The 14,614-nt window shown below is 71.4% G+C and carries 12 protein-coding genes; 4 read left to right on the top strand and 8 right to left on the bottom strand.

The window, feature by feature from the left end; genetic code table 11:
• The first annotated feature begins 119 nt into the window (after positions 1-119).
• Together RS86_RS12390 and RS86_RS12385 are read left to right on the top strand one after the other, a co-directional pair.
• The gene (locus RS86_RS12390) at positions 120-419 is read left to right on the top strand and encodes a DUF4031 domain-containing protein (protein ID WP_045272557.1); all 300 of its coding nucleotides are present in this window, start codon (positions 120-122) and stop codon (positions 417-419) included.
• Positions 416-1,039, top strand: a complete 624-nt coding sequence (locus RS86_RS12385; RefSeq protein ID WP_045272556.1) for a TMEM175 family protein — start codon at positions 416-418, stop codon at positions 1,037-1,039. The genes RS86_RS12390 and RS86_RS12385 overlap by 4 nt, the downstream gene beginning before the upstream one ends.
• 34 nt (positions 1,040-1,073) lie before the next feature.
• Here the strand turns inward: RS86_RS12385 and RS86_RS12380 are convergent, their stop codons facing one another.
• Complete coding sequence (locus RS86_RS12380) at positions 1,074-3,524, bottom strand: Rne/Rng family ribonuclease (protein WP_045272555.1); 2,451 nt, start codon at positions 3,522-3,524, stop codon at positions 1,074-1,076.
• Positions 3,525-3,786: 262 nt separating this feature from the next.
• On the opposite strand from RS86_RS12380, the gene RS86_RS12375 reads away from it, so the two are divergent.
• Positions 3,787-4,398: a vitamin K epoxide reductase family protein gene (locus tag RS86_RS12375; protein WP_045272554.1), complete on the top strand. Its 612-nt coding sequence runs from the start codon at positions 3,787-3,789 to the stop codon at positions 4,396-4,398.
• Between the two features lie 67 nt (positions 4,399-4,465).
• Here RS86_RS12375 and ndk read toward each other — a convergent pair whose 3' ends face one another.
• The 4 genes from ndk to ileS are packed head-to-tail and all read right to left on the bottom strand — an operon-like array spanning position 4,466 to position 10,117.
• On the bottom strand, positions 4,466-4,882 hold the full coding sequence (gene ndk, locus RS86_RS12370; RefSeq protein ID WP_045272553.1) for a nucleoside-diphosphate kinase: 417 nt from the start codon (positions 4,880-4,882) through the stop codon (positions 4,466-4,468).
• Positions 4,883-4,887: 5 nt separating this feature from the next.
• A complete protein-coding gene (locus tag RS86_RS12365; protein WP_045272552.1) occupies positions 4,888-5,373 on the bottom strand; it encodes a DUF4233 domain-containing protein in 486 nt (161 codons plus the stop codon).
• Positions 5,361-6,671, bottom strand: coding sequence for a bifunctional folylpolyglutamate synthase/dihydrofolate synthase (locus RS86_RS12360; RefSeq protein WP_045272654.1), 1,311 nt, complete (start codon positions 6,669-6,671; stop codon positions 5,361-5,363). Before RS86_RS12360 ends, RS86_RS12365 begins: the two co-directional genes overlap by 13 nt.
• Positions 6,672-6,712: 41 nt before the next feature.
• Positions 6,713-10,117 carry an isoleucine--tRNA ligase gene (ileS, locus tag RS86_RS12355; RefSeq protein WP_045272551.1) on the bottom strand — a complete coding sequence of 1,135 codons (3,405 nt, stop codon included), beginning with the start codon at positions 10,115-10,117 and terminating at the stop codon, positions 6,713-6,715.
• Between the two features lie 363 nt (positions 10,118-10,480).
• Between ileS and RS86_RS12350 the strand changes: the two genes are divergently transcribed.
• Complete coding sequence (locus tag RS86_RS12350) at positions 10,481-11,125, top strand: pentapeptide repeat-containing protein (protein WP_045272550.1); 645 nt, start codon at positions 10,481-10,483, stop codon at positions 11,123-11,125.
• An 84-nt stretch (positions 11,126-11,209) separates the two neighbouring features.
• Here RS86_RS12350 and RS86_RS12345 read toward each other — a convergent pair whose 3' ends face one another.
• Genes RS86_RS12345 through RS86_RS12335 form a run of 3 tightly spaced genes read right to left on the bottom strand, consistent with a single transcriptional unit; the run spans position 11,210 to position 14,603 of the window.
• On the bottom strand, positions 11,210-12,778 hold the full coding sequence (locus tag RS86_RS12345) for an ATP-binding cassette domain-containing protein (protein ID WP_082076750.1): 1,569 nt from the start codon (positions 12,776-12,778) through the stop codon (positions 11,210-11,212).
• The gene (locus RS86_RS12340) at positions 12,775-13,587 is read right to left on the bottom strand and encodes an ABC transporter permease (protein WP_045272548.1); all 813 of its coding nucleotides are present in this window, start codon (positions 13,585-13,587) and stop codon (positions 12,775-12,777) included. The genes RS86_RS12345 and RS86_RS12340 overlap by 4 nt, the downstream gene beginning before the upstream one ends.
• Positions 13,584-14,603: an ABC transporter permease gene (locus RS86_RS12335; protein WP_082076749.1), complete on the bottom strand. Its 1,020-nt coding sequence runs from the start codon at positions 14,601-14,603 to the stop codon at positions 13,584-13,586. Before RS86_RS12335 ends, RS86_RS12340 begins: the two co-directional genes overlap by 4 nt.
• Positions 14,604-14,614 lie beyond the last annotated feature (11 nt).

Below are 14,614 nucleotides of genomic sequence, written 5' to 3'. Positions count from 1 at the left end.
GGAGCTACTTTACCGGATGCGGCGTCCCCTCGCAAAGCGAGCGCCGCCGTGTCGGGATCCCGGATCCGATCGCGGGGCGGATCGGCCTCCACGCCTCTCCCCGCGTCTAGGATCGCGGAATGGCGATCCTCGTGGACGACGCGATCTGGCCCGCGCACGGCCGCCTCTGGGCGCACCTCGTGAGCGACGCCAGCGTCGCCGAGCTGCATGCCTTCGCCGCACGCCACGACATCCCCCGCCGGGCGTTCGACCTGGACCACTACGACGTCCCCGCCGACGCGCTGGACCGGCTCGTCGCGGGCGGCGCCGAGCACGTGGGCGGCAAGGAGCTCACCCGCCGGCTGATCGCATCAGGCCTCCGCGTCCCGGCCCGTGACCGCACCGAAGGGCACGACCACGACACGAGGCTCCCGCGATGACCTCGAGCAGGCTGGAGGCGTTCAGCGACGGCGTCCTCGCGATCATCATCACGGTGATGGTGCTCGGACTCGCCGTGCCGAAGGGGTCGACCTGGACCGACCTCGTGCACACCTCGGGACTGGGGCTGCTCACCTATCTGCTCAGCTTCGTGTACGTCGGGATCTACTGGAGCAACCACCACCACCTGTTCCAGCTGCGCCCCGCCGTGAACGGCACGGTGCTCTGGGCCAACCTGCACCTGCTGCTCTGGCTCTCGCTCTACCCGTTCACCACCGCGTGGCTGACCGAGACCCGCGTCGCCCAGGTGCCGACGATCGTCTACGGACTGAATCTGCTGGGTGCCGCCCTCGCCTACACGATCCTGCAGCGGACCATCGCGCGGCAGCCCGGCGGCGAGAGGTTCCGCGAGGCGTTCGGGCGCGACGTGAAGGGGATCGCGTCCGTCGTGCTGTACCTCTCGGGCCTTGCGCTGTCGTTCGTGGTGCCGTGGCTGGGCCTGGTGCCGTTCGTGATCGTGGCCGTGATCTGGCTCGCACCGGACCGGCGCGTCGAGCGCTACCTGCGCGCGCACCACGGCGCGGTCCCGGCGGGGAACGGCGAGGAGGACCCGGCGCCGTAGCGCCGAGCCCTCCTGACGTGGTCCTGCGGGGCTGTCAGCCCTGGTCCGCCTGCGGCGCGGCCTCGGTCGTGTGCACGATCGCGGTGCCCGCGGACAGCGCGGCGGTGGTCACCCGGCGACGGTTGCGGCCCTGTCCGGGCGCCTTCGGCTCGGGAAGCGCGTCCAGCACGGAGTCGAGCAGCTGCTCCGCCTCCGTCTTGGGCGCCTTGCCGCGGTCGGAGCCGCGCTTCTTGCGCGGCTTCTTGGCACGCTCCTGCCCCGCACGCTCGGACGGAGCCTCCGCGGCGGGCTCGACCGGAGTCTCACCGGCTGCCGCCGGCGTCTCCCCCGCGGCACGGCTGGACGCGGCGATCTGGGCGAGGGCGGACTTGGCGCCCTCCGGAATGACGTGCGTACCGCCGTTCGCCGGCGCCGCAGCCGGTGCCGGAGCAGGGGCGCCGGCGTTCGCGGAGCCGTTCCCACCGCGCTGACGACGGTTGGAGCTCTGCTGAGGCGCGGCGGCACGGTGCTTCACGACGGGGTCGTGGTGCACGATCACACCGCGGCCCGCGCACACCTCGCAGGGCTCGCTGAAGGTCTCCAGCAGGCCCAGACCGAGCTTCTTGCGGGTCATCTGCACGAGGCCGAGCGAGGTGACCTCGGCGACCTGGTGCTTGGTGCGGTCACGGCTCAGGCACTCGACGAGACGGCGCAGCACGAGATCGCGGTTGGACTCGAGCACCATGTCGATGAAGTCGACGACGATGATGCCGCCGATGTCGCGCAGACGCAGCTGGCGGACGATCTCCTCCGCGGCCTCGAGGTTGTTCTTGGTGACGGTCTCCTCGAGGTTTCCCCCCGAGCCGACGAACTTGCCGGTGTTGACGTCGACCACGGTCATCGCCTCGGTGCGGTCGATCACGAGCGATCCGCCCGAGGGCAGCCAGACCTTGCGGTCCAGCGCCTTCTCGATCTGCTCGGTCACGCGGAACACGTCGAACGGATCGCGGACGTCCTCGTACGCCTCGACCCGGTCCAGCAGGTCGGGGGCGACACCCTCGAGGTAGGTGCGGATCGTGTGACCGGCGTCGGCGCCCTGGATCCGCATCCGGGTGAAGTCCTCGTTGAAGACGTCGCGCACGATCTTGACGAGCAGGTCGGGCTCGGCGTGCAGCAGCGCGGGCGCCTGCTGACTCTCGACCTGCTTCTGGATGTAGCTCCACTGCGCGGTGAGGCGCTGCACGTCGTTGGTCAGCTGCTCCTCGGTCGCACCCTCGGCCGCGGTGCGCACGATCACGCCGCTGGACTCGGGGAGCACCTCCTTGAGGATGCGCTTGAGGCGCGCGCGCTCGGTGTCGGGCAGCTTGCGGGAGATGCCGTTCATGGATCCGTTGGGCACGTACACGAGGTAGCGGCCGGGCAGCGAGATCTGGCTGGTGAGGCGGGCGCCCTTGTGGCCCACCGGATCCTTCGTGACCTGCACGAGCACCCGGTCGCCCGCCTTGAGGGCGAGCTCGATGCGACGCGGCTGGTTGCCGGTCTCGACGCCGTCCCAGTCCACCTCGCCGGAGTACAGCACGGCGTTGCGGCCGCGGCCGATGTCGACGAACGCCGCCTCCATGCTGGGCAGGACGTTCTGCACGCGTCCCAGGTACACGTTGCCGATCAGCGAGGCGTCCTGGTTGCGGGCGACGTAGTGCTCGACGAGCACGTTGTCCTCGAGAACGGCGATCTGGGTGCGGCCGTTCTTGGATCGCACGATCATCTCGCGGTCGACCGCCTCGCGGCGGGCGAGGAACTCGGCCTCGGTGACCACGGGGCGACGTCGGCCGGCGTCACGGCCGTCGCGGCGGCGCTGCTTCTTGGCCTCGAGCCGGGTGGATCCCTTGATCGCCTTCGGCTCGGTGATGTACTCGACGACGCGCTGGCGCTGACGCGGCTGCTCGCTGTCGCCGCCACGCCCGCGGGTGCGACGGTTGTCCTCGCCGTCCTGACCGCTGTCGCGCGTGCGGACCGGGAACGGCACGAACGCGGGAGCGTGGAAGTGCAGCTGCGTCGAGACGCGCGAGACGAAGATCTCCGGCAGCAGACCGAGGCTCACGGCGGTCGCGGCCTCCGGCTCCGCCTGGGGGGCGGGCTCGGGCTCGGCCGCCGGGGCGACCTCGGGCTCTGCGGCAGCAGGCTCGGCCTCAGCGGTCGTCTCGATCGCGGCCTCGGGGGCGACGGCCGTCGCAGCCTCGGGCTCCGCGTCAGCGGCCGACTCCGCCTCGGCGGCAGGCTGGGCCTCCGCCTCAGGAGCAGGCTCGACCTCGAGCGCGGGCTCGGTCTCAGCCTCGGGCTCCGCGACGCTCTCGGCGTCGGCGGGTGCATCGGCGTCCACGACCTCGGCGGGAGCGGAGTCCTCGTCCGTCGGCGCGGGCGCCGGCTCTGCGGGCTCGGAAGCTACCGGCGCCTGCAGCGCGTCGAGATCGAGGGTGGGGGCGTTGTCATTGTTCTCGTCGGCCATCTCTGGCGTACTCCCTGCACGACGGCCCGGCCGTCGTGAATTCTCTCGTGCGGCGCACTCGGCGCCGCGAACTCAATCGGTCTGCGATCGGCATGTGCTCTGATCGCTGGGGGCCGGGGCCCCCGAAGTCTGTATCCGTCGACCGCCATCATGGTGGTTCGACCCGTCCATTATCGCACCATCAGGGCAAGATGCCCGACTCGACGCGAACCGGACCGCCCGCATGCACGTCGCACAGAAGCGCGACTGCCATAATCGCGGCATGTCCGCACAGCGCACCCGTCCCGTCGGCTACGCCATCTGGCTCATCATCGCGAGCGTCGTGGGGTGGTGGGCCGCCTTCCAGCTCACCCTCGACAAGTTCGCCACCGCAGCCAATCCCAAGGCCGCCCTGGGGTGCGATATCAGTGCCTTCGTGCAGTGCGGCGCGAACCTCGATTCGTGGCAGGGCTCCGTGTTCGGCTTCCCGAACCCCCTCATCGGCCTCACCGGATGGATGGCCCCGCTCGTGGTCGGGGTCGCGATCCTCGCGGGCGCCCGCTTCCCGCGCTGGTTCTGGGGGCTCTTCAGCCTCGGCATCACCGGCGCGTTCGTGTTCATCTGCTGGCTGATCGGACAGAGCTTCTTCGCCCTGCACACCCTGTGCCCGTGGTGCGGGCTGACCTACATCGTGGTGATCCCGACGTTCCTGGCGACGGTGCTCCAGCTGTTCGCGAATGGGACCTTCCCGATCAGCCGCAGCGCGCAGGAGCGCGCGAAGCGGCTCGGCATCTGGGTCCCGCTCGCCTCGATCGTCGCGTTCGTGATCGTCATCCTGCTGGCGCAGTCCGCCGGCGTGGACCTGGTCGGCGAGGTCGTCCGCCTGTTCCGCTGAACCCCGTCGACGCAGAACGCCCCCATCGCGGCCGAGGCCGGATGGGGGCGTTCTGCGTGTCGGCGGCTCAGCCGAACCAGATGCCGAGCTCGCGCGCGGCGGACTCGGGCGAGTCGGAGCCGTGCACCAGGTTCTGCTGCACCTTCAGGCCCCAGTCGCGGCCGAAGTCGCCCCGGATCGTGCCGGGGGCAGCGGTGGTCGGGTCCGTCGTGCCGGCCAGCGAGCGGAAGCCCTCGATGACGCGATTGCCTGCCAGGCGGATCGCCACGGACGGGCCAGAGAGCATGAACTCGAGCAGCGGCTCGTAGAACGGCTTGCCCTCGTGCTCGGCGTAGTGCGCGGCGAGGAGGTCGCGGTCGGGGTCGACGAGGCGGATGTCGACGAGGGCGTATCCCTTGGCCTCGATGCGGGCCAGGATCGCGCCGGTCAGGCCGCGCGCGACGCCGTCGGGCTTGACCAGGACGAGGGTCTCTTCGGTGGGCATGTCAGTCACTCTCTGTGGTCGTTTCCAGGGGTGTCGGTGGAGGAGTCGGGGGCGGCGGGGGCCGCGGACGGCAGCGAAGCGCCGGCCGAGCGGGCGGCGCGGTCTGCGCGTCCGCCCACGATCATCGCGTAGGCCCACATGCCGCCGAAGACGATCGCGACCAGCAGGATCGCGGGCACCAGGATGGCGGACAGCAGGACGATGACCTGCAGGATCCATCCCATCACGATTCCGGCTCTGCTGCCCATCAGCCCTGCCGCGACGAGCATCGCGACGCCGACGACGGCGCCGCCCACGATGCCCCACCACGGCTCGATGCCCGGGCCGAGTGCCTTCAAACCGAAGACGGTCAGCCCCGCGAGGCCCACGACGATCGCCTCGAACGCGAGGATGATCGATCCGAGCTTCTGGGCGAGGCCGCGCGGCGGGCGGGCCCGGCGCGGCTTCGCGGTGGCGGATCCGGATGCGGTCTCGTCGGTCACGCGCGCCATCCGCTCTTCCAGTCCTCGGCGGCGGAGAGCGAGATCGCCTCGCCCGCCAGCACGACGGATCCGGCGATGATCACCGCGCGGCGGTCGGCCGAGGCCGCCCATTCGCGCGCGGCGTCCGCCGCCTCCGTCAGGGTCGGGTGCACGGTGGCCCGACCGCGGGCGCGCTCCACCAGGTCGGCGAGGGCATCGGGGTCGCTCGCGCGGTCGGAATCGGGAGCGGTCGCGAACACGTGCTCCACGGAGGGCAGCAGCGTCTCGACGATGCCCGTCGCGTCCTTGTCGCCGAGCACGCCGAGCACGAGGCCCCACTCGTCGAAGTCGAAGCTGTCCTTCAGCGCAGCCGCGAGGGCTCGCGCGCCATGCGGGTTGTGCGCGGCGTCGACGATCACGGTCGGCGCGATGCCGAGCAGCTGCAGGCGGCCCGGCGAGGTCGCGCCCGTCAGGCCCTCCGCGAGCACGTCACCCACGATCGCGTGCTGCGCTCCCCCGATGAGCGATTCGACGGCGGCGATCGCGAGAGCGGCGTTGAAGCCCTGGTGCTCGCCGTACATCGGCAGGTACTCCTCGGCGTACTGCCCCGCGAGCCCCCGCACGGTGAGCTGCTGACCGCCGACGGCGAGGCGCTGCTCGACGAGGGCGAAGTCCTGACCTTCGAACGCGATGCTCGCACCGCGCTCCGTCGCGACGCGGCGCAGCACGGCCTCGGCCTCCGGCGTCTGCCGCGAGGAGACCACGGCGGCGCCGTCCTTGATGATCCCGGCCTTCACCTCGGCGATCTTCGCGATCGTGTCGCCGAGGCGGTCGGCGTGATCGAGGTCGATCGGCGTGAACACCGCGACGTCCCCGTCGGCCGTGTTCGTGGAGTCCCAGGATCCGCCCATCCCGACCTCGAGCACGAGCACGTCGATCGGAGCGTCCGCGCAGGCCACGAAGGCGAGCACGGTGAGCAGCTCGAAGAAGGTCAGCGGCGCATCGCCCGCGGCTTCGAGCTCGGCGTCCACGATGCCCACGAAGGGCTCGATCTCCTCCCACGCGTCGGCCACGGCGGCGTCGGCGATGGGCTCGCCGTCGATCATGATCCGCTCCGTGAACCGCTCGAGGTGCGGGCTCGTGAACAGGCCGGTGCGCAGTCCGTGCGCGCGCAGCAGGCTCTCGATCATGCGCGCGGTCGACGTCTTGCCGTTCGTGCCGGTGAGGTGCACGACGCGGTAGGTCTTCTGCGGGTCGTCCATGAGCTCGAGCAGGCGCGCCGTGCGCTCCTTGCGGGGCTGCACCCAGCGTTCCCCGGCGCGCTCCATGAGCGCGGAGTAGACCGCGTCCGCGCGCTCCCGGTCATCTGTCACTTCGTCTCGCTCCGCTCGCTCAGCGCATCGCACGATGCGTCTCCGATCCGGCTCACGGCGACGGCGAAGCCGCCGCGGTTGGCGTAGGTGCCGTTGTCGATGTCCGCCACGAACTCGGCGGCGGCGAGCTCGACACCCGCCTCCACGACGTCCGCCTCGACGGCGAGCGTCTCCTCGGCGACGCCGGCGACGGCGAACGCCGCACGGACCGCCGCGGCGTCCTCGGCGTCCTCGAAGCGCAGCTGCAGGCGGATGCGGTCGCTCACGTCGAACCCGGCGTTCTTGCGGGTGTCCTGCACGGCGCGGATCACGTCGCGTGCCAGGCCCTCCGCCTCGAGCTCGGGCGTGGTGGCGGTGTCGAGCAGCACGAAGCCGCCGGTCGGGACGACGGCGAGCGCCTCGCCCTCCGGCCGGCCCGTGGTCTCCAGGGCGAGCTCGTACTCGTGCGGCTCCAGGGCGATGCCGTCTGCCGTCACCACCCCGTCCTCCTCGGTCCAGAAGCCGTCCTTCGCGGCGCGGATGACGCGCTGCACCTCCTTGCCGAGGCGCGGGCCCGCGGCACGGGCGTTGACGCTCAGGCGGTGGCTGATGCCGTATTCGGCCGCGGTGGCCTCGCCCTGCGCGACGAGCTCGACCGCCTTGACGTTGAGCTCATCGCGGAGGATGTCCTCGAACGGCGCCAGGGCGTCCGCCTGAGGGGTGACCACGGTGAAACGCGCCAGGGGCAGCCGCACGCGCAGCTTCTCCTTCTTGCGCAGCGCATTGCCGACGCTGGACAGCTCGCGCACGGCGTCCATCGCGTCGCGCACGTCATCCGCGTGCGGGAACAGCTCGGCGTCGGGCCAGTCGGTCAGGTGCACGCTGCGCCCGCCGGTGAGTCCCTGCCACACGCGCTCGCCGATGAGCGGCACGAGGGGAGCCGCCACGCGGGTCAGCGTCTCGAGCACGGTGTACAGCGTGTCGAAGGCCTCGGTGCCCGAATCGGTCCCTGAGCCGGTCGAAGGGTCGATGCCGACCCAGAACCGGTCACGCGACCGGCGGATGTACCAGTTCGTGAGCACCTCGGCGAAGTCGCGAAGGCGCGAGGCGGCCGTGGTCGAGTCGAGGCCCTCGAGGTCCTCCTGCACGCCGCGGACGAGGTCTCCCGTGCGGGCCAGGATGTACCGGTCCAGCACGTCGGTCGAGTCCGTGCGCCAGCGCGCCTGGTAGCCGGCGCCGTCGGGGCCGCCCGCGGCGTTCGCATAGGTCGCGAAGAAGTACCACGAGTTCCACAGCGGCAGGATGAACTCGCGCACGCCCGCGCGGATCCCTTCCTCGGTGACCGAGAGGTTGCCGCCGCGCAGCACCGAGCTCGACATCAGGAACCAGCGCATCGCGTCGGATCCGTCGCGATCGAACACCTCGGAGACGTCCGGGTAGTTGCGCAGCGACTTCGACATCTTGTAGCCGTCGGATCCGAGCACGATGCCGTGGCAGCTCACTCCGGTGAACGCGGGACGGTCGAAGAGCGCGGTCGACAGCACGTGCATGAGGTAGAACCAGCCGCGGGTCTGCCCGATGTACTCGACGATGAAGTCGGCCGGCGAGTGCGAGTCGAACCACTCCTGGTTCTCGAACGGGTAGTGCACCTGCGCGAACGGCATGGATCCGGAGTCGAACCACACGTCGAAGACGTCCTCGATGCGGCGCATCGTGCTCTTGCCGGTGGGGTCGTCCGGGTTCGGCCGGGTGAGCTCGTCGATGAACGGGCGGTGCAGATCCACCTCGCCCTCGGTGTTGCGCGGCAGCCGGCCGAAGTCCCGCTCCATGTCGGCGAGGGATCCGTAGGCGTCCACGCGCGGGTATTCGGGGTCGTCGCTCTTCCAGATCGGGATCGGGGATCCCCAGTACCGGTTGCGGCTGATCGACCAGTCGCGCGCACCCTCGAGCCACTTGCCGAACTGGCCGTGCTTGACGTTCTCCGGCACCCAGGTGATCTGCTCGTTGTTCGCGAGCATGTCGTCCTTGAAGTCCGTGACCCGCACGAACCAGCTGGAAACCGCCTTGTAGATGAGGGGGTTGCGGCAGCGCCAGCAGTGCGGGTACGAGTGCAGGTAGCTCTGCAGGCGCAGCAGGCGGCCGTTCGCGCGCAGCAGGCGCACGAGCGGCGTGTTCGCGTCCATCCAGAGCTCGCCGGCGACGTCGGTGACGTTCGGCAGGAAGCGGCCGCCTTCGTCGAGCGACAGGATCGTGGGGATCCCCGCCGCGCCGGCGACGCGCTGGTCGTCCTCACCGTAGGCGGGCGCCTGGTGCACGATGCCCGTGCCGTCGCTCGTGGTCACGTAGTCGTCGACGAGGATCTGCCAGGCGTTCTGCGTGCCCCAGGTCTCGGTGTCGGCGTAGTACTCGAAGAGACGCTCGTAGGTCACCCCGCCGAGCTCGGCGCCGGTCACCGTCGCGGAGACCGCGGCGAGCGCGTCCTCAGCGCTCTCGTAGCCCAGGTCCTTCGCGTAGCCGCCGAGGAGATCCCGCGCGAGCAGGAAGCGGTCGCCCTGCGCGCCCTCGGACGCGCCGTTCGGCCCCACCGGCAGCACGGCGTAGACGATCTCCGGCCCCACGGCGAGCGCGAGGTTGGTCGGCAGGGTCCACGGGGTCGTGGTCCACGCCAGTGCGCGCACGCCCTCCAGTCCCAGGGCGGCGGCCTTCTCCCCCGCGAGCGGGAAGCTCACGGTGACGGACGGATCCTGGCGCTCCTTGTAGACGTCGTCGTCCATGCGCAGCTCGTGCGCCGAGAGCGGCGTCTCGTCGCGCCAGCAGTACGGGAGCACGCGGTAGCCCTCGTAGGCGAGGCCCTTGTCGTGCAGGGTCTTGAAGGCCCAGAGCACGCTCTCCATGTAGCCGAGGTCGAGGGTCTTGTAGCCGCGCTCGAAGTCGACCCAGCGGGCCTGCCGGGTGACGTAGTCCTGCCACTCGTGCGTATAGGCGAGCACGGACTCGCGCGCCTTCGCGTTGAAGACGTCGATCCCCATCTGCTCGATCTCGTCCTTCTCGGTGATCCCGAGCTGCTTCATCGCCTCGAGCTCGGCGGGAAGGCCGTGCGTGTCCCACCCGAACACGCGGTCCACCCTCTTGCCGAGCATGGTCTGGAAGCGCGGGAACAGGTCCTTCGCGTACCCGGTGAGGAGATGGCCGTAGTGCGGCAGGCCGTTGGCGAACGGAGGGCCGTCGTAGAAGACCCACTCCTCTGCGCCTTCGCGCTGCGCGATCGAGGCACGGAAGGTGTCGTCGGCCTCCCAGAACGCGAGCACGTCGCGTTCGATCTCGGGGAAGCGCGGGCTCGGGGAGATCGGTCCCTGTGCCTGTCGAAGGGCGTCGGCGGCGGGGCCGAAGGATCCGGCGGAGGACGTGCGCGGGTAGGTCATCGTATCTCGCAGTGTCGGTGGCGGGCGGATGCTGCTGCGAGGACGATCCCTGTGCCGTTCCGGCAATGGGGACCGCGGTACCACCTCGCGTGCGGTTCGGTCCCTGAGCCTGTCCAGAGGCCGAACTGCCACTCTCACTGCGGCTGTGACGGGCCTGCCCCGCTCGGTTCTACTTGCTCCGGTCGCTCAGCCGGTCGTGCATGCGCTGAGCTGGTCGAAGCTTTCTTCCGAGAGCTCCTCGGTGATGGCCGGATCGATGCTCGTGCCGTCCAGTCTAACGCCGCCGGATCCGCGTCCGCTCCGGCGGGCGTGTAGGGCATCGAACGATGAAGCGCTGTCGGCGACCGGCCCTAAGGTCATGGCATGGCCCGCAGCACCGAACGCCCCCAGCCGCCCCGCGTCTCGCCGCCGGATCTGCCGGACGAGCTCGACGACGGAGCGGGACGCCGTCACGGCGACCACATCGGCCTGCGGATCCCGCTGACCGAGGATCTCGCGCATGCGCAGTTCGAGCAGTGCTCGCTGTCCGGCGCCGCAGACCGCGTCGACCTCGCCGGCGCCACCCTGCTGGACGTGGAGATCGTGGATGCGCGCACGCCCGTGCTGTCGCTCAAGGACGCGACGATCCGCCGGCTCCGCATCGCCGGTGGCAGGATCGGCACGCTCGACCTGTCCGGAGCGCACGTCGCCGAGCTGATCATCGAGCATGCCCGCATCGACTACCTCTCCCTCGCTGCCGCGAAGATCCAGGATTCGCTCATCGCGGACTGCACGCTCGTGACCGTGGACGTCCCCGCGGCCACGGTCACCCGGGTGCGGTTCGAGCGCAGCAGCGCGGACGAGGTCGATACCCGCGGCCTTCGGGCGGACGCCCTCGACCTGCGGGGTCTCGACGCCCTGGCGTTCCTCGACGTGACCTCGCTGCGCGGCACCACCCTGTCCTCCCGGCAGGTCGAGCTGCTGGCCCCGGTCTTCGCCCGCACCGCCGGCATCGACGTCCAGGACTGACCCTCCTACTTCCGAGTCGTCCCCATCAGCGCACGCTGTGGGCTCCGCTCACGGGGACGACTCGGAGGATAGGAGAGGGCACGCTCAGACGGAGGGATCGGAGGCGGCGAGCAGTTCGCGTGTGAAGGGGTGCTGGGGAGCGTCGAGGACCTGCGCGGCCGGACCCTGCTCGACGATCGCCCCGTCCTGCATCACGAGCAGGTCGTCCGCGACCGAAGCGATCACGCCGAGGTCGTGCGAGACGAGGAGCATGGTCAGTCCGCGGTCGCGCTGCAGGCGATCCAGCAGCGCGAGGATCCGCGCGCGCACGGTCGCGTCCAGCGCCGACACCGGCTCGTCGAGCACCAGCACCTCGGGATCCGCGGCGAGCGCGCGCGCGATCGCGGCCCTCTGGCGCTGCCCGCCCGACAGCGCCGCGGGACGCCGGCCCGCGAGCGCCGGATCCAGTCCGACCTCGCCCAGCAGAGCGTCGGCGCGCGACGCCCGTAGCCCGCGGGGGACGCCGCCGGCCGCGAGCGCCTCCCGCAGCGATCGTCCGATCGTCCAGCGCGGATCGAACGCGCCCAGCGGGTTCTGATGCACGAGTTGGATCCGCGGTCGCACGCCGCCGGCCCATGCGACCGTGCCGGTGTCGGCACGCTCGACGCCGAGCAGGATCCGCGCCAGCGTGGTCTTCCCTGATCCGGACTCCCCCACGACGCCGAGAGTCCGTCCACTGCGCAGCACGAAGGACGCATCGCGCAGCACCGGACGATCGAAGCTCTTCCCGACTCCGGTCACCGTGGCGAGCACGGGCGCATCCCCCGCGGGCGGGGTGCGCGGAGTCCGCGAGGACGCGAGCACCAGCTCCCGCGTGTAGGCGTCCTGCGGTACGGCGAGCAGCTCGGAAGCCGGTCCCTGCTCGACCACGCGTCCGTCCCGCAGCACCACGACGCGGTCCGCGATCCTGCGCACCGCCGCCATGTCGTGGCTGACGAACACCACCGCGGTGCCGTCGTCGGCGATCCCGCGCAGCAGCGCCAGCACCCTGGCCTGCACGGTCGCGTCGAGCGCCGTGGTCGGCTCGTCCGCGATCAGCACCGCGGGATCCGCGGCGAGCGCGCTCGCGATGAGCGCCCGCTGCCGCAGCCCTCCGCTCAGCTCGTGCGAGCGCTGCCTGGCTCGTCGCTCGGGATCCGGCATGGCCACGTCGGCGAGGAGCTCGCGCACGCGATCCGCGCGCTCTGCGCGGGTGAGGGATCCGTGGATCTCGAGCGGTTCCGCGACCTCGGCGCCGATGCGTCGCAGCGGATCCAGGGACACGAGGGCGTCCTGCGAGACGAGGGCGATGCGCGCTCCCCGCAGCGCGCGCCACTCGCGTTCGGGCAGCCTCCTCGCATCGACGCCGTCCACCTCGAGGGTCTCCGCCGAGACATCGGCATGCTCCGGAAGCAGGCCGAGCAGGGCGCGAACGGTGAGGGACTTCCCCGCCCCCGACTCCCCGACCAGCGCGACGCACTCCCCCGGCGCGACCGCGAACGAGACGTCGTCGACCAGGACCCGCCGGTCGATGCCGATCCGCAGCCCCTCCACGAGAAGCGCAGGCCGAAGAGCGAGTGGGGAGGAAGGGCCGGGACCCGGCGGGCCAACGCCCCCGGACTCCGCGGCGCTCATGCGCTCCTCCCCTCGGCACGGGCGCGAAGCGTGCGACCGAGGAATGTCGCCGCGAGCACGGTCAGGGTGATCGCGAGTCCGGGGAACACGGCGATCCACCACGCCTGGCCCAGCACGTTCCTCCCGCCCGCGAGCATGAGCCCCCACTCCGGAGACGGCTCGGTGGGCCCGAGACCCAGGAAGCTGAGACCGGCGGCGGCGAGGATGCTGGATCCGAGCCCGATCGTCGCGAGCACACTGAGCGCTCCGAGCACGCCCGGTGCGACGTGCCGGCGGAAGGCCGTGAACGGTCCGACGCCGAGGATCCGCGCCGCCTCCACGTGCTCGGCGCGGCGCAGCACCTGCGTCTGGGCACGGGCGAGCCGCACGTACACGGGGATCGCGGCGAGCGTCACTCCGATCGCGACATTGGCTATGCCTGGACCGAGGATCGCGACGACCACGAGCGCCAGCAGGAACTCCGGGAACGCCATCAGCACGTCGTTCGTCCGCATGAGCACCGCGTCCACCGGCCGCGGCGAGACCCCGGCGAGCGAGCCGATCACCAGGCCGACCACGAGGGCCAGTCCCGTCGCCAGGACGCCGATGCCGAGCGAGCGCCCTGCACCGTGCACCACGCGGGCGTACACGTCGCGCCCGCTCTGGTCGGTGCCGAACGGATGCCCTGGACCGGGCGGCAGCAACGCGTCGCGCACGTGGGTCTGCAGCGGATCGGCGGGGGCGAGCAGCCCCGGCGCGAGCGCGGCGATCACGACCGCCGCCAGCACCAGCACGGCGAGCGCGAGCACTATGCGACGCAGCAGCCTCATCGACCGGCCTCCGGACGCGCGGGTGCGGCGTCTGCGACGGGCGTGGCCGAAGTGCGCAGCCGCGGATCCAGGAACGGCGCGGCGAGCTCCACGAGCGTGTTCACGATCACGAAGACGAGGGCGCTGAACAGGATGATCCCGGTGACGACCGGCAGATCGCGGCCCGTGATCGCCGCGAGCGTCACCCGGCCGAGGCCGGGCCGGGCGAACACCGTCTCCACGAGCACCGCGCCGCCGAGCAGCGATCCGACGAGGTACGCGCTCAGCGTCATCGCCCCGAGCGAGCCATGCCTCAGGGTGTGCCGCAGCGTCAGCCTGGTGTGGTCCGCGCCGCGGGCGCGAACGCTCAGCGCCCAGGGCTGGCGCTCCGCCGCCTCCACGCCGTCGCGCAGCACCTGGCCGAGCAGGGCCGCGACGGGCAGCGCGAGGGTGACCGCCGGCAGCACGAGGCCGGCTCCGGTCCGTGAGCCCGCCACGGGGAACCAGCCCAGCCCGAAGGCGAACACGGTGAGCAGCAGCAGCCCGATCCAGAACACCGGCGAGGACAGCACGATCAGCTCGGCCGCCGCGAGGAGCCCGCGGGCGAGCGGTCGGCGCGCGATCAGCACTCCGGCGAGCGCGAGCAGCACGGCGATCGCGAGGGCGACGGCCGTGAGCTGCAGCGTCGCGCCGAGCTGACGCCCGATCACCTCGCTCACCGGCATCCGCAGCTGGTAGGACGTGCCGAGATCCCCGCGGAGCAGGTCCCCCAGCATCGAGAGATACTGCTGCCACATCGGTCGGTCCAGTCCCAGGTCCGCCCTGATCCCGGCCTTGACGGCCTCGCTCACCTGGGCCTGCGGACCGAGCATGACGCTCACCGGGTCGCCTGGCAGCACGCGGAACGCGAGGAACGAAAGCGTCGCCGCGCCCCACAGCACGAGCACGAGCGAGAGCGCCGCACCGCCGATCCGGCGCAGGAGTGCGCCGGATCGCGGCGAGACGCTCGTCGGCGACTGCCCCGGACGATCCCTCACGAGCGGACGAT

The organism is Microbacterium azadirachtae (genome assembly GCF_000956505.1).
In the GTDB taxonomy this organism is placed as follows: Bacteria; Actinomycetota; Actinomycetes; order Actinomycetales; family Microbacteriaceae; genus Microbacterium; species Microbacterium azadirachtae_A.
The sequence above is the reverse complement of the archived record's forward strand: the minus strand, read 5'-3'. Positions and strand labels throughout refer to the sequence as shown.